20 protein-coding genes are annotated in these 21,087 nt (G+C 45.9%); 11 read left to right on the forward strand and 9 right to left on the reverse strand.

Annotated elements, in window-relative coordinates; all coding sequences use genetic code 11:
* The first annotated feature begins 21 nt into the window (after window positions 1-21).
* From rlmH to CKK33_RS17730, 3 genes are all read left to right on the forward strand, one after another.
* A complete protein-coding gene (gene rlmH / locus CKK33_RS17720) occupies window positions 22-495 on the forward strand; it encodes a 23S rRNA (pseudouridine(1915)-N(3))-methyltransferase RlmH (protein WP_095705393.1) in 474 nt (157 codons plus the stop codon).
* Between the two features lie 179 nt (window positions 496-674).
* A complete protein-coding gene (locus CKK33_RS17725) occupies window positions 675-1,589 on the forward strand; it encodes a cation diffusion facilitator family transporter (protein WP_095705394.1) in 915 nt (304 codons plus the stop codon).
* A gap of 12 nt (window positions 1,590-1,601) precedes the next feature.
* Complete coding sequence (locus tag CKK33_RS17730) at window positions 1,602-2,021, forward strand: Dabb family protein (RefSeq protein WP_095705395.1); 420 nt, start codon at window positions 1,602-1,604, stop codon at window positions 2,019-2,021.
* 68 nt (window positions 2,022-2,089) lie between these two features.
* Here the strand turns inward: CKK33_RS17730 and CKK33_RS17735 are convergent, their stop codons facing one another.
* The 3 genes from CKK33_RS17735 to CKK33_RS17745 form a co-directional block, all read right to left on the reverse strand.
* Window positions 2,090-2,599: a DUF5606 domain-containing protein gene (locus tag CKK33_RS17735; protein WP_095705396.1), complete on the reverse strand. Its 510-nt coding sequence runs from the start codon at window positions 2,597-2,599 to the stop codon at window positions 2,090-2,092.
* 78 nt (window positions 2,600-2,677) lie between these two features.
* Entirely contained in the window at window positions 2,678-3,115 is a 438-nt protein-coding gene (locus tag CKK33_RS17740; RefSeq protein ID WP_095705397.1) for a peptidylprolyl isomerase, read from the reverse strand.
* A gap of 393 nt (window positions 3,116-3,508) precedes the next feature.
* The gene (locus CKK33_RS17745) at window positions 3,509-4,690 is read right to left on the reverse strand and encodes a PD-(D/E)XK nuclease family protein (protein ID WP_095705398.1); all 1,182 of its coding nucleotides are present in this window, start codon (window positions 4,688-4,690) and stop codon (window positions 3,509-3,511) included.
* Between the two features lie 72 nt (window positions 4,691-4,762).
* Here CKK33_RS17745 and CKK33_RS17750 point away from each other — a divergent pair, with 72 nt between their 5' ends.
* On the forward strand, window positions 4,763-6,025 hold the full coding sequence (locus CKK33_RS17750) for an asparagine synthetase B (protein ID WP_095705399.1): 1,263 nt from the start codon (window positions 4,763-4,765) through the stop codon (window positions 6,023-6,025).
* Window positions 6,026-6,256: 231 nt separating this feature from the next.
* On the opposite strand, the gene CKK33_RS17755 is transcribed toward CKK33_RS17750, so the two are convergent.
* From CKK33_RS17755 to lpxK, 5 genes are all read right to left on the reverse strand, one after another.
* Window positions 6,257-6,907 carry a hypothetical protein gene (locus CKK33_RS17755; RefSeq protein WP_095705400.1) on the reverse strand — a complete coding sequence of 217 codons (651 nt, stop codon included), beginning with the start codon at window positions 6,905-6,907 and terminating at the stop codon, window positions 6,257-6,259.
* A 133-nt stretch (window positions 6,908-7,040) separates the two neighbouring features.
* Entirely contained in the window at window positions 7,041-9,404 is a 2,364-nt protein-coding gene (locus CKK33_RS17760) for a prolyl oligopeptidase family serine peptidase (RefSeq protein ID WP_095705401.1), read from the reverse strand.
* Window positions 9,405-9,679: 275 nt separating this feature from the next.
* Entirely contained in the window at window positions 9,680-11,782 is a 2,103-nt protein-coding gene (locus CKK33_RS17765) for a putative porin (RefSeq protein WP_095705402.1), read from the reverse strand.
* A complete protein-coding gene (locus CKK33_RS17770) occupies window positions 11,782-12,597 on the reverse strand; it encodes a purine-nucleoside phosphorylase (RefSeq protein WP_095705403.1) in 816 nt (271 codons plus the stop codon). The genes CKK33_RS17765 and CKK33_RS17770 overlap by 1 nt, the downstream gene beginning before the upstream one ends.
* Entirely contained in the window at window positions 12,569-13,690 is a 1,122-nt protein-coding gene (gene lpxK, locus CKK33_RS17775; protein WP_233138254.1) for a tetraacyldisaccharide 4'-kinase, read from the reverse strand. Before lpxK ends, CKK33_RS17770 begins: the two co-directional genes overlap by 29 nt.
* Before the next feature lie 27 nt (window positions 13,691-13,717).
* Between lpxK and CKK33_RS17780 the strand changes: the two genes are divergently transcribed.
* On the forward strand, window positions 13,718-14,626 hold the full coding sequence (locus CKK33_RS17780) for a serine hydrolase (RefSeq protein WP_095705903.1): 909 nt from the start codon (window positions 13,718-13,720) through the stop codon (window positions 14,624-14,626).
* Window positions 14,627-14,637: 11 nt separating this feature from the next.
* On the opposite strand, the gene CKK33_RS17785 is transcribed toward CKK33_RS17780, so the two are convergent.
* Complete coding sequence (locus tag CKK33_RS17785; RefSeq protein ID WP_095705404.1) at window positions 14,638-15,126, reverse strand: VOC family protein; 489 nt, start codon at window positions 15,124-15,126, stop codon at window positions 14,638-14,640.
* Window positions 15,127-15,343: 217 nt separating this feature from the next.
* Between CKK33_RS17785 and yihA the strand changes: the two genes are divergently transcribed.
* From yihA to CKK33_RS17815, 6 genes are all read left to right on the forward strand, one after another.
* Window positions 15,344-15,973 carry a ribosome biogenesis GTP-binding protein YihA/YsxC gene (gene yihA, locus CKK33_RS17790; RefSeq protein ID WP_095705405.1) on the forward strand — a complete coding sequence of 210 codons (630 nt, stop codon included), beginning with the start codon at window positions 15,344-15,346 and terminating at the stop codon, window positions 15,971-15,973.
* 97 nt (window positions 15,974-16,070) lie between these two features.
* Entirely contained in the window at window positions 16,071-16,925 is an 855-nt protein-coding gene (locus tag CKK33_RS17795) for a UbiA-like polyprenyltransferase (RefSeq protein ID WP_095705406.1), read from the forward strand.
* Window positions 16,913-17,515 (forward strand): Crp/Fnr family transcriptional regulator, encoded by a 603-nt coding sequence (locus CKK33_RS17800; protein WP_095705407.1) that lies wholly within the window; start codon window positions 16,913-16,915, stop codon window positions 17,513-17,515. Before CKK33_RS17795 ends, CKK33_RS17800 begins: the two co-directional genes overlap by 13 nt.
* Before the next feature lie 155 nt (window positions 17,516-17,670).
* Window positions 17,671-18,603, forward strand: a complete 933-nt coding sequence (locus CKK33_RS17805; RefSeq protein WP_095705408.1) for an NAD-dependent epimerase/dehydratase family protein — start codon at window positions 17,671-17,673, stop codon at window positions 18,601-18,603.
* Between the two features lie 221 nt (window positions 18,604-18,824).
* Window positions 18,825-20,525, forward strand: a complete 1,701-nt coding sequence (locus CKK33_RS17810; protein ID WP_095705409.1) for a M3 family oligoendopeptidase — start codon at window positions 18,825-18,827, stop codon at window positions 20,523-20,525.
* A gap of 49 nt (window positions 20,526-20,574) precedes the next feature.
* On the forward strand, window positions 20,575-21,063 hold the full coding sequence (locus tag CKK33_RS17815) for a hypothetical protein (protein WP_095705410.1): 489 nt from the start codon (window positions 20,575-20,577) through the stop codon (window positions 21,061-21,063).
* Window positions 21,064-21,087: the final 24 nt, after the last annotated feature.

The following is a 21,087-nucleotide window of genomic DNA, read 5'->3' on the forward strand; positions in this document are numbered from 1 at the left end:
CTTAAATAGTTACAGCAAGGCATGAAAATCACCTTTATCACCGTTGGCAGAACTGAAGATGCTTACCTCAAAGAAGGCATTGAAAAGTATGTTAAACGGCTTAAACACTATACCAAGCTGGAGCTACAAGACTTGCCCGAACTTAAAAATACCAAAGCCCTTACCGAGGATCAGCAAAAAACCAAAGAGGCAGAATTGATCCTGAAAAAGGTAACCCCGCAAGATCATTTAGTGTTGCTTGATGAGGGCGGAGTAGAATATACATCGGTACAGTTTGCCACTTATATCAACAAGCGGTCTGTAAGCTCATCGGCTAATATCATTTTTGTGGTAGGTGGCCCTTATGGCTTCCACGAATCGGTATACCAGCGGGCAAACGATAAGCTCTCGCTTAGCCGCATGACGTTCTCCCACCAGATGGTGCGCCTGTTTTTTGTTGAACAGTTGTACCGCGCTTATACCATTATTAAGGGGGAGCCTTATCACCATCAGTAATTATTAGATGTGCGGATTTCAGATGTGCAGGTGTGTAGATGATTTTATAACTGTGATTTAAAAAGGCTATTACCCAATTGTTCAGCCCCCAACCTTTATCAATCTTCCTGTTCCCCAAATTGCGGTCTTGGCGAATTAATTTGCACATTTGCATATCTGCACATTCGCACATCTAAAATATGCACAGTCACGACCACTCGCACCAACACCACGATCATACACCCAAGCTGGACCATCTGAACGCCGCCTTTATCTGGGGCATCATCCTCAATTCGGCCTTTGTGGTCATTGAGGTGATCTATGGTTTAATCAGCGGCTCGCTTTCGCTACTAACCGATGCCGGGCATAACTTAAGTGATGTGGCCTCATTGGCGCTTGCGCTGCTGGCCTTTAAACTGGCCAAGGCAAAATCAAACAAGAATTATACTTATGGTTACAAGCGCTCAACCATTATCGTATCATTTTTTAATGCGGTGATACTGGTAGTTGCCGTTGGCTTCATTATCTATGAAGCGGTGATGCGCTTTATCCACCCTGAGCCTTTGGCCGGTGGTACTATAGCCTGGGTAGCTTTAGCGGGTATAGGTGTTAATGGTTTTACCGCCTGGCTTTTTATGAAAGATAAAGAAAGCGACCTAAATGTCAAAGGCGCCTACCTGCACATGGCGGTTGATGCCATTGTATCGTTAGGAGTCGTGATATCCGGTGTAATTATCTATTTCACCGGTTACAACTGGATTGATAGCGCGGTAAGCATTATCATCGGCGTAGTTATCCTTGCCGGTACATGGAATTTGCTAAAAGATAGCCTCCGCCTGGAAATGGATGGCGTACCTAAAGATATTGACCTCCATAAAATAAGGGCCGAACTGTTAAAGGCTAAAGGCATTGTAGATATACATCATATGCACGTGTGGGCGTTGAGTACAACAGAAAATGCGCTCACCGCGCACTTAGTGGTAAGCCCTGATGACATGGCGAGGTTTGACGAGATTAAGCATGACCTGCGCCACCGGCTGGAACACCTATCTGTTACGCACAGCACTTTTGAGCCCGAATTTAGCGATCAAAAGTGCCAACAACCTGATTGTTAAACCTGCCAGAATATGAAAACCACCCGACGTAAATTTATAGCCACCGCCGCTGCAGTAACCGCTGGCACGGCCGTAGCGTCTGCTATGCCATCCATTATAAAACCGACTAACATGATAAGTAAATATCCCATTGTACACCACGTTTTCTTTTGGCTTAAAAACCCCGGCTCGGTTGAAGACCGCGACAGCATCATTGCCGGATTAAAAACCCTGCGCAAAATAGAAACCATTAAAGAACTGCGTATTGGCGTTGTTGCCAGCACCGAAAAGCGCGATGTTGTGGATAACAGTTGGGCTGTATCAGAACTGATGTTCTTCGAAAATCTGGAAGGACAGGCCACCTATCAGAGCCACCCTATACACCAGCAGTTTATAAAAGACTGCAGCCATCTTTGGGATAAGGTTATTGTTTATGACGCAATGGATGTTTAGGATAGAAAATATAAAAGGAAACCCCGGTAATTATTTACCGGGGTTTCCTTTTATTCAGTAAGCACAAATTATGCTTTTTTAGCAGGTGCTTTCTTAGTTTTTGGTTTCGGAGCTTCTGCAGTGGCCTCTTCAGCAGGTTGCTCTGCCGTTACAGCCTCTGGGGCTGGTGCCGCTTCTTCTGCCGGTGCAGCGGTTGGGTCAGCTTCTTCAAACAAAGGCATATCCTTCAGGATCTGGTACCAGCTGATGATCTTTTTAATATCAGACGAGTATACCTTTTCCTCATCATGGTCGGGTGCTACCTCAAAAAAGAACGCGCGTAACTTTTTGCCATCGTCTTTTGTGTTGGGTACGGTTACCGATTTCATCCTTTCGAAAACATCAGTAAGCCTGATATCATCTTCAAGGCCAAAAATGGTGATCTCACTCAAGGCAGCCAGCTTAGCAGTTGAAAGGTTGGCAATCAGCTTGGTCTTTTTGTCATCAAGGCTTTCCAGCACGTAGCCTGTTTTGTTTTGCGCGAGTGCTTTCCATAAGCCCGGCTTGCCCGATACGGCAACAATTCCCAGTAAATTCATGTGTTGTTATTGGTTGATTGAGTTGATCAGGTGAGTAATTAATAATCATTTACTCACCATTTGCTACTCACTACTTAACTATTCTTCAATAATTTCTATACCTAAAATTTTATCGCCTTGACGGATATCGTCAACCACGTCAACGTTCTCTACCACTTTACCAAATACGGTATGGTGGCGGTCAAGGTGAGCGGTATTATCACGGCTATGGCAGATAAAGAACTGTGAGCTACCAGTATTACGGCCTGCATGCGCCATTGAAAGCACACCACGATCGTGGTATTGGTTATCACCGGTTAGTTCACAATCGATACGTTTGCCTGAGCCACCCGCGCCGGTACCGGTTGGGTCGCCGCCCTGAATAACAAAGTTAGGGATAACACGGTGAAAGGTAACATTATCATAAAAACCCGATTTGGCCAGTTCCAAAAAGTTGGCTACTGTATTTGGCGCATCCTTATCAAAGAACTGAACGGTCATGTCGCCTTTTTCGGTTTTAATTATTGCTTTGCTCATGGTTTTAAAATTTAAACAGGTGGCAAAGGTAATGATTTGAGCTTAAAGGCGGAAGTAGAGATTGGAGGTTAGTGAATTAGTGATCAGTATTTAGTAATTGGATTGCGCGTTTACCATTTGGCGAGGCCGGTTACCCCTTTATTACGCCTGGTTTTTGAACCGACTTTCAACAGACTGAAAAGCCCGTTCCGCTCCGGATGAGATAAAAGCAGGCCAGACGGAACATGCTGAATAACAAACACTTATTACTGACATTATTTTGTCAGTAATAACCGCCCTCAGTCATAAAGAACTTATTTACAGGTGTTTGAAAAATCCCAAAAGCGTTCCGCATGGAACGCTTTTGGAAACTATAAATGGAACGCTTTTGGAACACCTTTTTCCCGATAGGTTTTAACCCTTTTTAGCAAAGTATTCATCAAGAATTTCAGTTGCGTTGAAAAGTCTGTCTATTCTTTCCATCACTACTTTCTTCATAGTACCATCTAAAATTGCTTTCCATACCTCCAGTAAGTTCCAATTGCCATAAGGTTTTTCAAGAGTTCTCAACCAAGGCCATTTCTCAGATCCGGTTCCTGTATTATCCGGCATTAAACGCAACTCTTTAATAATATCATCCGGCAATCTGTTCTCCAAACTATCATTCAGTAAAACTCCATATATCATATTTTTCCCGTAGCTATGTACCATTATAGATATACTTACATTTTGCCAATTTTTCTTCCAAATGTTAATAGATGTAAAGTTGTTGCTCAAGTTTATATTATGTATGCACACAAATCCCTTTTCCTCATAGGTCTTTTTTAAATCGTCAAAAAAATCATCCGCAATTTTCTGACAGGCATTATCCAGATTTTCAGAGATCAGCCAGGCTTCTTCTAAGTTGGATTTAATGATAGTACTTACTTCTTCTTGCATATTTTGATTTATGGTTTGGCGTGTAAGGTGTTTTACTAAATTAATATAATGGGTTATCGCTTCTCGTATAATGGGTAATACCGCAACTTCTTTCCGGCATAGCTCAAGCCACCTCAGCACATCTGTTTTATAAGAGAAACATTTATAGTGAGTATCTTCCAGCAAATCGCCTTTGCTCCATTCGCTTGGTAGCTTTCCGTCGAGAGTAAGATAGATGATATCAGCATTGTTATGAAAACGATGATACCGAACCAACTGATTCCTTTGGTCGCCTGCGTAAATTTTATTCTCGATAATCACCGAGTTCTTATTACCATCTGTTATCACAATATCTATACGCCCACCTTCTGTTCCATCCTCTGAAATAAACCCGGTATGCTTTTCTATTTCTACTATGCAACTGCCGGTATCTATTTCATTTCCCTTAAAGCAAAATAGCTGTGTAAACAATTTGAGGAATAAATCGCCCTGCCCGTGGCTGCCTTTTGGGTTAAGCAATTCGGCTATAAACGCGGAATGCATCCTCACTTCGGATGACTCCAGTTTCAATATCCTGAAAACATTAAATTTTTCGCCCGTAAGTTCGTTGATCCTGGAGTAGCGCTCAGATACGGCGCGTACTTGCAGCAGTAAGTTTTGTAGTTTATTTTGTTCCATAAAGTTCAGGTGTTGTAATATACACTTTTTATAATACTCAGGATAATTTAATCGTTACATTAGCAATACCGCATGCTTAATAAAAAATATCTTTTTGCTTTCGTCTTTTTGCTTTTGGCTCACTTAGCAAGGGCTTCTTCCATCCTTATCCCGATGGACGAGGAGCAGAAGGATCACTTAAAATCATACGGCATCGCTTTCTGGACGCTGAAGAACGGCGAAACCGTTAACTGGCTGCTTAACTACCGCGGCGGTAGCTTTATGATGACCTATGCCAAAGCACTGGAAGACGAGTGCAAGATACGCGGCGTAAGCTACGAGGTAATTGCCGATGCTAAAGCCAATGCCATTGTCACCGAGGTGAGCGACCCATCCGTGAACATGGACATCATCAAACTGGAGAAAGCGCCTAAAATGGCCGTGTACTCCCCTAAGAACAAGCTGCCCTGGGATGATGCCGTTACCCTGGTGCTCAAGTACGCCGAGATACCTTATGATGTGGTGTACGATGAGGAAGTGATACGGGGCGACCTGCCCAAGTACGACTGGCTGCACATGCACCACGAGGATTTTACAGGGCAGTTCAGCAAGTTTTACGGCGCCTACCGTTACGCGCAATGGTATAATGATGATGTGCGGGCGCAAACCGCTCTGGCCACTAAGCTGGGCTTTAAAAAGGTATCGCAAATGAAGCTCGCCGTGGTGCAGCGCATACGCGATTTTTGCGCCGGCGGCGGTTTCCTGTTTGCCATGTGCAGCGGGACCGATACGTTTGACATAGCCCTGGCCGCGGCCAACACCGATATTTGCGAAGCCATGTTTGACGGCGACCCCGCCGACCCCAACGCCCAGCAAAAGCTCGACTTTACCCAAACCTTCGCTTTCCAAAACTTCACGCTCGACCAAAACCCGCTCTCGCACGTGTTTGCGAATATTGATGTAACGCAGACCCGGCAGGTGGAACGCACACGCGATTTTTTTACGCTGTTTGATTTTTCGGCCAAGTGGGATGTGGTACCCAGCATGCTTACGCAAAACCACGATAAGGTAATTAAAGGCTTTATGGGCCTCACTACCGCCTATGATAAAAGCAAGCTTAAACCCGGGGTTACCATTATGGGCGAAACCAAAACCGCCAACGAAGCCCGCTACATACATGGCGAATACGGCAAAGGCCAATGGACCTTTTACGGCGGCCACGATCCGGAAGACTACCAGCACGCCGTAGGCGACCCGCCAACCGACCTCAAGCTCCACCCCAACTCGCCCGGCTACCGGTTGATATTGAACAATGTACTATTCCCGGCGGCTAAAAAGAAGAAACAGAAAACCTGATGGTGGTGGTGCGGGATACGGGAGCGGGATGCCGGAAAGTAGTGCGGGATGTTTTAGTATGGAATTTCAAATGATAAATATCGAACACTGAATTTGGAATGTAAATGATGAAGTAATAGAATTAAAAACTACTTCATCTTTTGGCGTTATATTAATCCATTGACCAATAATGAATATCGAAAAGCGAATATCAAATGGTAAATAAACACGTTTATCGAGCGTTTCGTATTATCAAAAATCGACAAGATTACCTTTTCTTTTTTGCTGAAAATAGCTGATCCAGCCAAATAAAAGAGATACACTGACACTAATTGGCAATATCATAACCGGCATACTGGTAAACCCAAAACCCAGTATAACCAATACGGTAAATAAGCTCAAAATATACAGCGTTTGTTTACGTGCGAATACTGATTCTAAGCGTATTATATTAATTTGATTTTGAGCCTTATAATTTTCTATAGCTACTTGAAAATCAGAAACAAATGCCTTAAGCAACTCGTCATTACAGAAGTTATTATTTGCGGTAATCTTAATTTTTTTACCATCTAAAAAACCTAAAGTAAATACAGTTCCGTTTTTCCCAAAGTATATATAATAATATTTTAAACCATTAAAAGGAACATGAACTGTTTGATTTAACGCTATTGTCAACTCATCTACAGAGATTGTAGCCGTTCCTGTCTTTCTTATTCTGTGTTTATTTAATAAAAAGAATGCCACCGATGATCCGATTATCAATACAACTACAAGGCCTGCCGGAAGCGTGTTTCCAAACAATGTTCTGAAAAGCCATAAACCCAACCCCAAAATAGCAACTGATACACCAAATAATAAATAGGTGAAACCTTGCCTAGTATATTCAAAAGTGTAACTTTTCAAATCGTAAATTAAATTTAATATACTAAATAACCATTATAACTATCTATTTAACTTGATGAATAATGATAAGTGATTCTATTAACCCCTTCATCATTCGGCATTCAGTGTTCGATATTAAAAACACCGCGGCGAGCTACTTCTTTAATGTATTCTCAAACAGTTTATATATCCGCTTATATTCATCGGCCCAGCTGCTGGGCTGTTCAAAGGCGTGGTCTTCTATTGGGTACGATGCCAGCTCCCAGTTCTCTTTATGTAGTTCAATGAGCTTTTGAGTAAGGCGTACAATGTCCTGGTAGTTCACGTTTTGGTCCAGCATGCCATGCAGCATCAGCAGGTTCCCTTTTAACCCATTGGCAAAATAAATAGGCGAACTTTTGCGGTAAGCCTGCTCATCTGTAAAGGGCTCATTGAGTATGTTAGAGGTGTATTCGTGGTTGTAATGCGCCCAGTCGGTAACCGAGCGGATGGCGCCGCCTGCCGAGAAAACATCCGGCTCGTTAAACATGGCCATCAGCGTAATAAAACCACCGTATGAGCCGCCGTACAGGCCCACATGTTTTGGGTTAACGCCATACTTATCTACCAGTAGTTTCACGCCATCCACCTGGTCGGTAAGGTCTTTGCCGCCCATGTGGCGGTAAATACCCGTGCGGAAATCGCGGCCATAGCCCGCGCTTGCGGTATAATCTATATCCAAAACGGTGTACCCATTGTCGGCCAGCAGGTTGTTAAACATATATTCGCGGAAATAATAGCTCCATGAATACGTTACGTTTTGCAGATAACCGGCGCCATGTACAAATACTACGGCCGGTTTAGCCGGGTCGGGGTTGGCAGGCTGGTACAAGCGCGCGTAAACATCGGTACCGTAACGGTTTTTAAAACTGATGATCTGCGGGTCGCGCCATGGGTACGACAGGTACTCGGCCGACACAGAGTGGGTGACCTGGACCGCCTTTGCACCGGGCTTATTGGCCTGTATATATAATTCCCAGGGGCGGTTGGAGTACGAATAGCGGATAGCCAGCCATTTTTCATCAGGCGATAGGGTAACCTCGTTGCCGCCCTTCATGCCGGTGATCTTAACGGGTGTACCACCGCTAACCGGGATACTGTAAAAATGCGTAATGCCGGGGTGGTCGATATTAGCGGTAAAGTAAAAGATTTTTTTATCCTTGCTTAATTGCAACGTTTGCACTTCCCATTTGCCGCTGGTGAGTTGTTTTTTGGTACCGCTCTCCACATCAACCACGTAAATGTGCGAATAGCCGCTGGCTTCGCTCTGGTAATAAAAATGGGTGGCGTCAATAAAACCGGCCCTGCCGGGGTTATCAATGCCCGGGCCGCCTATCCAGGCCTCGTCCCGCTGCCTGTCGAGCAAACGTAGTTTGCCGCTTACCGGGTCGAGCCGCATGATCCAGCAGTCTTTATTATCCTGCGATGATATGATCACCACGGCGTTACTACCGCTCTCGTTCCATAAAACCCCATCAATGGTTACCGGCCTGTCGGCATTTTGTTTCTGCCGCTCTTTTAACTCTTCGGGGTAATCTTTCAGATAATCGGGCAGGTCTTTTATACCTGGGATGTCTGTGGTAATGATGGGATAGTACGTTCCCTGCTGTGTATCGTAAACAAATGTTTGGGATGTTGAGGAAGCCCGGCCAACTTTTGAGCGGTTGGGAATGTCTTCCGTAAAACCCGATGCCGTTACATAATTAGGTACCATAGCATTTTTTACGCCATCGGCACGTTTAGTGAGCCGGTAGGTAATAAACCTGCCATCCGGACTTATCTTTACCTCGCTTACCCGTTTATCGCCGGTTACAATTTCTTTCAATTGTTCGGGTTTAAGCAATTCGGTCCTCACCGAATCTGCTTTATCTTCTTTGGCTTTCTCTTTAATAATATCAAACAGTTCCAGCTGCTGCTTTTTTAGCCATTGCTCCTGCTCGTTAGGCTGCTTTTTGCTTTTTTGGTCAGTTGCCTCATGTACAAAATTGGTAAGCTGTACCAGTTGGCCATTTTTTAAGCTGAGGCTAAACAGATTATTATCCTGGCGATAAACAACCTTGCTTTCATCGCCCATAAATACCGGCTCGGTTTCACGGGCTTCTGTACTGGTAAGGCGGGCAGTTTTACCGGTTTTCACATCAAACAATAACAGGTCGCCATCCTTGCTGAAGATCTTGCGGGTGCGTTGTTTGTTCCAGTCGCCGTTACCGGTGCTCAGGCCGCGCTCTTCGGCAATGCTTACCCTACGCGCCTTGTTATCCGTAGGGCTCACGGCGTACAGTTCCGCGTCGCCAGAGGCATTTTCATTCCACTTAAAATAGACCTTTTTACTATCATCGGCCCAATCAATACCGGAGGGTGATACGCCTATCCATTTCGGGTCGCGCATGATTTTTTCAATGGTAAGCGGGCCAAGTTTTTGGGCGAAAGAAGTAGTAGCCGCGGGGAGAAGCAGCAGCGTAACCAATAGTTTTTTCATGTGAACTTAAAAGATGCAATATAAGCATGTTTTAATATCGAATATTGAATTTCGAATGTTGAATGATGAAGCGTTTTTAAATATCGAATGATGAATAATGAAATAAAATCACTTCATCATTCGTCGTTCAGCATTCGATGTTCGATATTATCTTAAACACTTCATCATTCGGCGTCCAGCATTCAGTGTTCGATATTATCTTAAAACAATTCATCATTCGAAATTCAGCATTAGACATTATAAATCTCCCGCTCTCGCACCCCGCTCCCGCTCCTTCAATTATAAAACGTCCATGACACGCCGAATTTCAGCACGCGGTCCATTTGCGGGTAGCGGTTAACGGTATAAAAACCTTTGCTGAATAGTCCCTGGTTCACGTAATCATACTGCACAAAAATATTGGTGCGTACCAGCGTGGCTTTAAAGAACAGGCTGGCTACCGGGTACGAGGTAAAGGTAACATCGGGCCCGTTATAGAACTGGCCTATGCTGAGCGCGTACGATGGAGCCAGGTAAGTGGTATTGTACCGCGCGTTGATACCAAACTGCGAATTAAGGGTAAACAACTGCGCCTTGTAATAAAGGCTGCTATAGGTATATACCTCCGGCGTGCGCAATATGGCCGCGTTATCGGTTTTTTGGTATACAATATAGTTATCAAAATTAAGCTTACGCCAGTGCAGGTTTTTACCAATGCTTAATTTAAGCATGTTAATTGGCGACCCATACTGCCTTGGCGAGGCATCGATACCGTTTGGCTGCGAGGCAAAATAAAGGTAATCGTTCACCAGGAAATATTCGGCCTTCAGGTCCAGCTCCAGCGCTTCGTTCACGTAGTTGAAAGACAGGTTGGTGACCTTTTGATTGGCAAAGCTGTTATTAAAAATATAGTGATTGGATATCCAGTTGGTATACACCAGCCCCGGCGAACTACTTTGCTGGTAGGCGCCTAAAACTATACGGCCGGTTTTGCGGTTACCAGCGAGGGTAAGCTTGGCATCATACAGAAAATCGCCAAAATTGCGTCCCTGTACAATCTGCTGTATGTCGGCATCAAGGTTAATACGATCGCTGAAACGGTAGCCCAGCTTACCCTTCACCGTAATATTCTGGAAGGTAGTGTTTTGTACCTGCACCGGCTGTATCTGCTTTTTACCATATTGGTTAATAATGGTATCGGCCACAAACTGGCTTACTTTATAAAAATCCTGCGTTAAACCGAGATCCAGTTTCAACTCATTCTTCAGCATTTTTTTGCTGCGCCCCCGCAGGTAAAAACTGTACGAGAAATCATTTTGCAGGTGCAGCACGTTGAGCGAATCGCGCGAGCGGGCGGAAGAGAAATAATAATCAGGAAAGGCACCAAACTGGTCCAGTCCGTTTTGCAGGTAGTTATATTTACGCTGATTGTAGTAAAACGTATAGCCCACGCGCTGTGTAGGCAGCACGTTGTTGGTACCCGCCTTGCCCTTGTTAAGGCTATCAATATGCCCTATGTAGTAAAACTGCTTTACATACAGGCCGTTGTTTTTCCAGTTGCTGTAGCTGCCCGGCAGGCGCACCGGTTCGCCCGTTTTATCAAACGATGGATTGGTAAAGATATCCTGCTTTAAAATGGACCCTGTTTCCGGGGCTTTTAAATTATTGAACAACAGGTTAGCCAGCAGGTTATAACGCTTGTTAACGCTATGGTACCAGGTAAATACGCCTGCTGTAAAATCGCTCACGTTTTGGCTCAGTACGTTATTGGTGCTGTAATACCCTTTTGAGCCGTTAAAGTTGAGTAAAAAGCCAACGTTCCAGTTGGGCTTAACGTTTTGTGTATGCAGGGCCTTAAACAATTGCTCTTTGGTGCCGCCGATAGTACTGTATAAGGATAACAGCGTGTAAGGGGCGCGGGCATTAAAGTAATTAAGGTCCTGCGGGTTTACCAGGTAGGCATCCAGCGCGTGCTGGCCCTCATCAAAGCCTATGGTTTTGCGGGGGTTAAACAGCAGGTCGCGGGCGGCGGTGCCCGGGTAGCCCAGGCTTATCTTGGGGTTACGCGGCTGGTTAAGCGGGCTATAGTTCTCAAAGTTCACCAAACCGGTATCCAGCGGGAAAAGCTGTATACTATCGGCCAGTAAGCGCTCGCTGGTTACCTTAATAAACTTGGACGTAAAAACAATCGAATCGTGCTTGTTCTCCTCGCGCTTGCGCAGCGAGTCCAGGTTATCCGAAGCGGAATTATTGCGCGGGCGGTTACGGGTGGTATCGCGACTGTACACCGGCTCATTTGGCCGCTGCCCGGGGAAACTCGGGTTACTTATCTGCGCGAAGGCGCCCTGCGCGGCGGCACAGATCAATATCAGCAGTAAATACTTCAGCTTGTTTGCCATTAAAGCCCGGCTATCAGTTCTTTTAAAATTAAGGTTAGTTTGGGTTCGGCCTCCTGCGCTACCGCCAGTATTTCCTCCACCGATACCGGTTTTAATTGCTCAGGGAACCCCTCATCCGTTAAAACAGATATGGCGAATACCGGCAGCCCCATGTGATTGGCCACAATTACTTCGGGTACGGTGCTCATCCCTACCGCGTCGCCGCCTATGATACGCAGGTACCTGTACTCGGCACGGGTTTCCAGATTGGGGCCGGTTACCGCTACATAAACTCCCTTATGGCAGGTAATATTGTTGGCTGCGGCAATCTCCAGTCCTTTATTGATCAGGTCGTGGCGGTAAGGTTCGCTCATGTCCGGGAAACGAGGGCCCAGGTCGCTGTCGTTACGGCCAATAAGCGGGTTCATGGGTTGCAGGTTAATGTGGTCCTCTATTACCATCAGGTCGCCCTTTCTGAAATCGGGGTTCAATGATCCGCTGGCGTTGGAGACGAACAGCGTTTTAATACCCAGCATTTTCATTACCCTCACAGGCAGCGTGATCTGCTGCATGTTGTAACCCTCGTAATAATGCAAACGGCCCTGCATGGCTACCACCTTTTTACCGCCCAGCATACCAAATATCAACTTGCCCGAATGGAACTCCAGCGTTGATATAGGGAAGCCCGGTATGTTCGAATACATGAGCTGTTTCTCTATCTCTATCTCATTCACCAGGCCACCCAGGCCGGTACCTAAAATAATACCTGCTTCGGGCTCAAAATCGCCTATGCGTTTCTTGATGTATTCAGTGGTGCTGTATATGCTCTCTAACATAAGTAGTAATTAAATGGTCAAATGCGTCCTGCGCGTTATTCAGCAGCTTTATGCCTATAGGCTGTACTAAAACGGGTAATCCGTTTAGTATCATCTGCAGGTGCTGTAACCCTAAACGCTGCGCATCCTTTTCTGTTGTGATGATGATCTTTTTTTCTGCCTTGCAGGTCTTAAAATCATCAGCAAGTTTAAGTATATTTTTTGGGGTAAAGGGATGATGATCGGGATATTTATGATGGATAACTGACGGACCAAGCTCTTCCAGATATTTAACCAGCGGCGCCGGGTTAGCAATACCTGTAAGCAGGAATATGGTAGTATCCCCGTCTATCGCTACATCTGTTTGTTCGCCATATAATGTAAGTAACGGCTGGTAGCTGATGGCGCTGAAAAATAAGGGCTGCGTACTAAGCGGTGTAAGTTTGTGATAGCAGCGGGTCATATCGGCCTCTGTGATGGTTTCGGGGCATTTGGTCACCACCATGATATCCGCGCGCCAGCGGCCGCTGAAAGGTTCGCGCAGGTTGCCGGCGGGCAGCACAATCTGCGGCAGTTGCAGGTTTCGGTAATCAAACAACAGGATGCTGAGGCCCGGCTTTACCGCCCGGTGCTGAAAGGCATCGTCCATTACCACTACCTCGTGGTTGGTTTTTAACCATTCTATACCGGCTACGCGGTCTTCACAAACGGCTACTGTAATATCGGGAAACTTTTGCTTGAACTGAGATGGCTCATCGCCGATCTCGGCCGCGGTAGATGAGGCTAACGCTTCTATAAAACCTTTGGTTTGGCGGCCGTAGCCCCTGCTCAGGGTTGCCAGCTTTACCTCATCCTTTAACAAGCGCACAATGTGTTCCGTCATGGGGCTTTTGCCCGCTCCGCCTACTTCAAGATTGCCTATGCTGATAACGGGAATATCAAAACCGCGGCTTTTGAACAGCCCGGCATCATACAACCAGTTGCGGATAACCACTACCAGACCGTAGATGAGAGAGAAAGGTAACAAGAGTAAGCGCAGGTACCGCATAGGGTGGTAAAGATAAATAATAGCCAATGAACCTGTGCTTATTTTTGCGCTTTGGGCATGCGGCACTCGTAAATGTTTATTACATTTATTGCTATGAAGAAACTCCTTTGCCTGCTGTTAAGCATTACTACCTTCAGCGCCATAGCGCAAACCGACACTAAGCTGACCGTCCAGTTGCAAAACTTGCTGAAAGATTTTCATGGCCGTGCAGGTGTGTATGTGCACAACTTAAAAACTGGCAAAACCGCCGCTATAAACTCGGATACGCTTTTCCCAACGGCAAGTATGATCAAGGTAAGCATACTGAACGGAGTGATGGATAAAATAGAAAAGGGCGACCTGCATTACAACCAAAAACTGGTTTACCGCGATTCGTTGCTTTATGCAGGCGAGGATATCCTGGGATCATTCAAGAACGGTGATACCATACAATTGAGCAAGGTAACCATGCTGATGATCACCATGAGCGATAACACGGCCAGCCTGTGGCTGCAAAAATTGGTGGGCGGCGAGTATATTAATAACTGGCTCGCCACTAACGGCTTTAAGGTAATGCGGGTAAACTCGCGCGTGGCAGGCCGCGAGGACATGCGTAAAATATACGGTTGGGGCGTTACTACACCTTATGAAATGTGCCGACTGTTTACCCTAATACGTGATGGCAAGGCCGTAAGCCCGGCGGCCAGCGAGCGTATGTACCGTACGCTTAACCGTATTTACTGGGACGAGAACGCGCTATCGCAGATACCGCCTTATGTGCAGGCTATCTCTAAACAGGGCGCGGTTGACGCTTCTCGATCTGAAACGGTGCTGGTAAACGCCCCGCACGGCGATTACGTTTTTTCGATCATCACCAAAAACAACCTGGACCAAAGCTGGACACCGCAAAACGAGGCCGACATTCTTATTAAAAAAGTATCGGCCCTGTTGTGGCATTATTTTGAGCCGCAAAGCAAATGGCAGCCCGCTCCCGGCGTGGATAAATTTATGCTAAATGAGTAGCGGCTGAACTCTTATTCCAGTTCAGCCAATAAACCGCGTACGTCCAACTGCCGGGTAAACATGGTGAGGTTGCCCTGCGCGTCTAACGGCCATTTTTCCCGCGGGCGGTCCCAATACAACTCTACACCATTACCATCAGGATCATCCAGGTACAGGGCTTCTGATACGCCATGGTCTGATGCGCCGCTAAGCGGGTAACCCTTATCCAACAGGCGTTTCAGGATAGCCGCCAGGTCCTTCCTTTCCGGGTAAAGTATAGCCGTGTGGAACAGGCCCGGCGCGTATTGCGGTGCCGGCGGCGCGCCCTTGCTTTGCCAGGTGTTTAACCCGATGTGGTGGTGGTAGCCCCCGGCTGATATAAAGGCGGCCTGGTCGCCGTACATGGTTACCAGTTCAAAACCGAGCAGGTCGCAGTAAAAAGCCATTGACCGTTGCAGATCGCTCACCTTTAAATGTACGTGCCCTATGCGGGTTTGGGCAGGTATTTTATAGTCGCTCATGATATTCGCGTTTTAATGTTGAAAGGTTGGAAAGTTAAATGTTGAAATGTTTCCTTCCTTATAGTGTAAAGCTAAGTTGTTTTTAAACAAAATTTGTCGCTACAAAGCAATTTATATGTTTAAACATTTATTCTAATTGACCACTCCCTATTTAACGTTTCAACGTTCAAACATTCCAACGCTCCTCCCACAAAATAATAAACCGTACCTTTGCGATATGGTAATCAAAACTGCCGATTTTATTTGCAGCAATACGCAGATATCCAAGCTGCCGCCGCCGTTGAAGCCCGAATATGCTTTCATTGGCAGGTCAAACGTGGGTAAGTCGTCACTCATTAATATGCTTACGCAGAAAAAGGGGTTGGCCAAAACCTCGCAAACCCCGGGTAAAACGCAGCTTATTAACCACTTCCTCATTAATGAGAACTGGTATATTGTGGATTTGCCGGGCTACGGTTACGCGCGTATCTCCAAAAGTAAAAAAGAGGACTGGAACAAATTTATACGTGCCTACCTGGATAAACGCGAAAGCCTGCAATGTGTAATGGTACTGATAGACAGCCGCCTGGAACCGCAAAAAATAGACCTGGAGTTTTGCAATTGGCTGGGCGAAAAAGGCCTGCCCTTTGTAACCATATTTACCAAGGCCGATAAGCAAAGCAGCGTAAAAACCGACCAGAACATTGCCAGGTTCCGTAAGGCTTTGCTGGCGTATTTTGAGGAAGCGCCTCAATTTTTTATCACCTCGGCAGAAAACCTTTTGGGCCGCGATGAGGTGCTCAACTTTATTGACTCCATTAACCAGGGATTTGAGAAACCTCTGTTTAGTGATGAGCACTATCAATAGGTTCAGATGATGCCGAACACGGGATTTTGACTAATGAATACTCATGTGAAATTTACCAGTGTGAGGAAAAACTCTGATATTTGTGTTTCAGTTTAAGATGAAAAAATATTTTTCGCTCGTTACGTTTTCGCATACCATTTTTGCCATGCCCTTTGCCTTTATAGGCTTTTTTCTGGCGGTTACTACTACCAGTCATAAATTTGAGTGGCAAAAACTGGTGATGATGCTGTTGTGTATGGTATTTGCCCGTAACTCGGCAATGGCCTTTAACCGCTACCTGGACAGGAACATTGATGCCAAAAACCCGCGCACCAAACAGCGCGACATACCCGCCGGCCGCATAACGCCAGCCGCCGCGCTAACCTTTACGCTGGCAAACTGTGCCTTGTTTATATTCACCACCTGGTTTATTAATCCGCTGTGTTTTTACCTTTCGCCGGTTGCATTACTGGTGGTTTTGGGTTACAGCGCCACCAAACGTTTTACCGCGCTTTGCCACATGGTATTGGGTTTAGGATTGTCACTTGCCCCTATAGGCGCTTACCTGGTGGTTACCGGCGCCTTTGCCTTAACGCCTATTTTCTTTTCGTTGGCAGTGTTTTGCTGGGTAAGCGGCTTTGATATTATTTACGCCCTGCAGGACGAGGATTTTGACCGCAGCGAAAAACTGCATTCCATCCCTACCTGGTTGGGTAAAGTAAATGCGCTCAGGCTATCAACCGTGCTGCATGTATTTTCGGCCATATTTATTATTATGCCGGTGATGTACACCCACGTTGGGTTGCTTTATTATGTGGGTATAGTGTTTTTTTGCAGCATGTTAATTTATCAGCACCTGCTGGTAAAACCAAACGACCTGAGCCGTGTGAACCTGGCCTTTATGACCACCAATGGCATAGCCAGCGTGGTTTTCGCCGCCTTCTTTTTGTTAGACAGGCTATGGATGCGCTAAGCCAGCAGCAGTTAAACCAATTTCGCGAACATGCGGCCGCTTACGTTGAGTTTAACGAGGCGGAGTGGATCATTTGCATACAACACCTCGCATTACTTAAATTAAAAAAGAAAGAGCATTTTGTAGTACCCGGCCAGGTATGCAAAACCATAGGCTTTGTGCTATCCGGCTCGGTAAGGTATTACCACCTGATTGATGGTAAGGATATTACCAATTACTTCAGCTTTGAGAACGATTATGTGAGTTCTTATAAAAGCTTCTTAACCGGCGAACCCTGCATCAGTTATATACAGGCTTTGGAGCCCACCACTATACTTACCGTGAGCAAGAAAAACTGGGATGCTATGCTGAACAACCCCATGCTGGCTTACAAAATAGAACGCTTTGGCCGCCTGCTGGCCGAATACTACCTCATTTGCTACGAAGACCGCGTTACCTCCTTTATCACCCAAACACCGGAAGAACGCTATCTTAAACTACTGGAAAGCGGTAAAGACATCATCCGCCGTATGCCGCAACATTATATTGCCAATTTCCTGGGCATTACGCCGGTATCGCTATCGCGGATAAAGAGAAGGATTTTGGTGTAGCCTCACCCTACCCTCTCCTTAGGAGAGGATGTATGATAATCCCCTGATCTCTAATCACAAATCTCTGATCTCTAACCCCCAATTTCTTATCTTAAGATAACGTTTTCATTATCAGGCTTTACTCACCTTTGTATCATACCAAAAACAGAGAAACCATGATACATACCATTTTAGGTGCTGGCGGCCCGGTGGCCAACGCATTAACCGATGAGCTAATAAAAAACAATAAGACCGTGCGCCTGGTGAGCCGCTGCCCGGTGAATATTCAAAACAAGAACGTAAGCTGGCAAAAGGCAGATCTGCTTGATCTTGAACAGGTAAGACAGGCCGCAAACGGATCTGATGTGATATACCTTTGCGCCGGATTGGTGTATGATATTGACATATGGCGCCAGCAATGGCCTGTAATTATGCGCAATGTGATAGAGGTTACCAAAGCCAACAACGCCCGTTTAATTTTCTTTGATAACATTTACATGTATGGCCTGGTGAACGGCCCTATCACAGAAGAAACGCCTTATCAACCTGTCAGTAAAAAAGGGGAGATACGGGCCGGTGTAGCCAACATGCTGATGGATGAAGTAAAAGCCGGTAATATAAATGCTACCATAGCCCGCGCTCCCGACTTTTACGGCACCAGCAGCACCAACGCCTTCTTTGATATGATGGTAATGGCTAAATACGCCAAAAAACAAAGCGCGCAATGGCTGGGCGACCCAAATAAGCTGCATAACTTTATTTACATACCAGATGCCGGTCGCGCGATGTACCTGCTGGGCCAGTCGCCGGAGAGTGATAACCAGGTGTGGCACCTACCCACCGCCCCTGCCATTACCGGCCACCGGTTTCTGGAAATTGCTGCGCGTACTTATGGCGTGAAACCTAAATTTATGCGTGTGGGTAAGCTAATGCTAAAACTGATGGGCCTTTTTGTAAAAGTAATTGCCGGCACCGTTGAAATGTACTACCAGTACGACCACGACTATAACTTTAACAGCGACAAATTTGAGCGTGCCTTTAACTTTAAGCCCACCAGTTACGAGGAGGGTATAAGGGAAGTAGCGAGGACGATATATAAGCCGGTTTAAGGTTGACTCACCCCCTGCCCCCTCTCTGCTGCGCAAAGAGGGGGTATTTTTATCTCTATTTCTATTCCTCACCCTCTTTTCGCGCAGCAGAGAGAGTCGGCCAGCGTAGCGGCGCCTGGGTGAGTCAGCCCGGTTTTCTTTACATCTTCCCGACTTACGGTCTTCCCAACTTCCTAACTTATCTGCATATTTGCAAATAAGCATATCTGCACATCAATTATATGATCCACAAGAAAACACGTACCTACATTCCGGAGAACCTCGAAATTAAATGGGAAACCCTGGAACCGATATACAAAGAACTGCTGGAACGCCCTATTAGCTCGGTCGAGGAACTGGAACAATGGCTGCGCGATGGTAGCGAACTACAGGCCGCCTTAGAAGAAGATTTTGCCTGGCGCTACATCCGCATGACCTGCGATACCACCAACGACGAACTGCTGCAAAACTTCCAGTATTTCGCTACCGAAATTGAGCCTAAAACAGCGCCTTATAACAACGAGCTGAATAAAAAGCTGGTGAACAGCGAGTTTGTTGATCAACTGAACGAAGAAAAGTATTTTATAATGCTGCGCGGCGTTCGCAAGCAACTGGAACTGTTCCGCGAGGAGAATATCCCGCTGCAAACGCAGATACAGGTGGAGCAGCAGAAATATCAGTCGATCACCGGCTCTATGTCGGTACACATTGGCGATAAGGAATATACGCTGGAGCAGGCGTCTGTATTTCTGAAAGATACCGACCGGACCAAACGCCAGGATGCCTGGGAAAAGATCACCGCGCGCCGCTTGCAGGATAAGGAAAAGCTGGACGAATTGTTTAACCACCTGCGCGGCCTACGCCATGAGGTAGCGGTAAATGCCGGCTTCGAGAACTTCCGCGATTATATGTTCCAGGCGCTGGGCAGATTTGATTATACGCCGCAGGATTGCTACGCTTTCCATGCCGCTATAGAAACAGAAGTGGTGCCTATTCTTCGCGAATTTGCCGAGCAGCGCCGCGAAGCCTTGGGGGTAGAAAGCCTTAAACCCTGGGATATGGATGTAGACCCGCATGGGCGCGCCGCATTAAAACCGTTCAGCAATGGCAGCGAACTGATCGAAAAATCTATCCAGTGTTTCTCTAATATCAACCGTTATTTAGGCGAGCGCCTCGAGATCATGAAGGATAATAACCTGTTTGATGTGGAGAGCCGCAAAGGCAAGGCACCAGGCGGTTATAACTATCCCTTATCTGAAACAGGCGCACCGTTCATTTTCATGAACTCGGCCAACACCTTCCGCGATCTGACTACGATGGTGCATGAGGGCGGCCACGCGGTACATACCTTTCTGACGGCCGACCTGGAACTGAACGATTTTAAACACTGCCCAAGCGAGGTAGCAGAACTGGCATCCATGTCAATGGAGCTGATATCAATGGATAACTGGAACGTTTACTTTGATAACGAGGAAGACCTCAAACGCGCCAAACGCGACCAGCTATATGATGTGCTGAAAACCCTGCCATGGGTTGCCGTCGTTGACCAGTTCCAGCACTGGATATACACCAACCCCGACCACACCGATGCCGAACGCACCGAAGCATGGTTAAAAATATATGAACCTTTTGGCGCGGGCTTTGCCGACTGGAGCGGCCTTACCGAAGCCGAACAAAACCTGTGGCAAAAACAACTGCACATTTTTGAAGTGCCTTTCTATTACATTGAATACGGCATGGCCCAACTTGGCGCCATAGCCGTTTGGAAAAATTACAAGGAAAACCCGGAGAAAGGTTTACAGCAATATCTGGACGCTTTAAAATTGGGTTATACCAAAACCATTAAGGAAATCTACGAAACAGCCGGGATCAAATTTGATTTCAGCGCGGACTATGTAAAAGAACTCGCCGAATTTGTAAAAGCCGAAATGGATAAAATATAAATACCTGACCCTCTCCATACCGGAGAGGGTTTTTTGTTTAACACAATACATGAACCAGCTTATCAACTTCTTCTGGACCATCATCTGCTTTGCGCCGGTACTCACCTACTGGTTTAAGGCTTTTGATGTAAGATGGTTAATAACGGCTATTGCGGTAAGCGTGGCAGCGTTAATTATTCCTGCTAAAAAGTTGCAGCTCAGTTACCGTTCCAAATTTTATGAAGCGCTCGGAGTAAGGTTTATCCGCAGGTTTGTACAAAACGGCGATTTGGCCAACCGCCGCTCCCGCGCTAAAGATCCTAAGTATAAACACATCCGAAACCGCGGCCAGGCGCAGGCTTATAAACATACCATAGCCATGTATGAACGCTTCCACTTGTTATGCCTGGTATTTTTCTTTTTAACGGCTATATTGGCCGTATTTAATGGCTATTATCTGCTTGCAGCACTCGTTATAATAGGCAATGTTATTTACAATATACTGCCGATACTACTACAACAATACAACAAAACAAGATTGCTAAATATCAGTAAATAAGATATTTAATGATATTTTAAGCAC

Origin of the sequence: Mucilaginibacter sp. MD40 (genome assembly GCF_002288635.1) — a bacterium.
GTDB lineage: Bacteria > Bacteroidota > Bacteroidia > Sphingobacteriales > Sphingobacteriaceae > Mucilaginibacter.

Bases quoted from the DNA above. Each gene is read 5' to 3' on its own strand.
- yihA (WP_095705405.1), top strand. From the start codon at position 15,344: ATGGTAATCAAAACTGCCGATTTTATTTGCAGCAATACGCAGATATCC.
- CKK33_RS17770 (WP_095705403.1), bottom strand. From the start codon at position 12,597: ATGTTAGAGAGCATATACAGCACCACTGAATACATCAAGAAACGCATA.
- CKK33_RS17800 (WP_095705407.1), top strand. From the start codon at position 16,913: ATGGATGCGCTAAGCCAGCAGCAGTTAAACCAATTTCGCGAACATGCG.
- CKK33_RS17780 (WP_095705903.1), top strand. From the start codon at position 13,718: ATGAAGAAACTCCTTTGCCTGCTGTTAAGCATTACTACCTTCAGCGCC.
- CKK33_RS17725 (WP_095705394.1), top strand. From the start codon at position 675: ATGCACAGTCACGACCACTCGCACCAACACCACGATCATACACCCAAG.
- CKK33_RS17760 (WP_095705401.1), bottom strand. From the start codon at position 9,404: ATGAAAAAACTATTGGTTACGCTGCTGCTTCTCCCCGCGGCTACTACT.
- rlmH (WP_095705393.1), top strand. From the start codon at position 22: ATGAAAATCACCTTTATCACCGTTGGCAGAACTGAAGATGCTTACCTC.
- CKK33_RS17795 (WP_095705406.1), top strand. From the start codon at position 16,071: ATGAAAAAATATTTTTCGCTCGTTACGTTTTCGCATACCATTTTTGCC.
- CKK33_RS17730 (WP_095705395.1), top strand. From the start codon at position 1,602: ATGAAAACCACCCGACGTAAATTTATAGCCACCGCCGCTGCAGTAACC.
- CKK33_RS17805 (WP_095705408.1), top strand. From the start codon at position 17,671: ATGATACATACCATTTTAGGTGCTGGCGGCCCGGTGGCCAACGCATTA.
- CKK33_RS17815 (WP_095705410.1), top strand. From the start codon at position 20,575: ATGAACCAGCTTATCAACTTCTTCTGGACCATCATCTGCTTTGCGCCG.
- CKK33_RS17740 (WP_095705397.1), bottom strand. From the start codon at position 3,115: ATGAGCAAAGCAATAATTAAAACCGAAAAAGGCGACATGACCGTTCAG.
- CKK33_RS17735 (WP_095705396.1), bottom strand. From the start codon at position 2,599: ATGAATTTACTGGGAATTGTTGCCGTATCGGGCAAGCCGGGCTTATGG.
- CKK33_RS17745 (WP_095705398.1), bottom strand. From the start codon at position 4,690: ATGGAACAAAATAAACTACAAAACTTACTGCTGCAAGTACGCGCCGTA.
- CKK33_RS17750 (WP_095705399.1), top strand. From the start codon at position 4,763: ATGCTTAATAAAAAATATCTTTTTGCTTTCGTCTTTTTGCTTTTGGCT.
- CKK33_RS17765 (WP_095705402.1), bottom strand. From the start codon at position 11,782: ATGGCAAACAAGCTGAAGTATTTACTGCTGATATTGATCTGTGCCGCC.
- CKK33_RS17810 (WP_095705409.1), top strand. From the start codon at position 18,825: ATGATCCACAAGAAAACACGTACCTACATTCCGGAGAACCTCGAAATT.
- CKK33_RS17785 (WP_095705404.1), bottom strand. From the start codon at position 15,126: ATGAGCGACTATAAAATACCTGCCCAAACCCGCATAGGGCACGTACAT.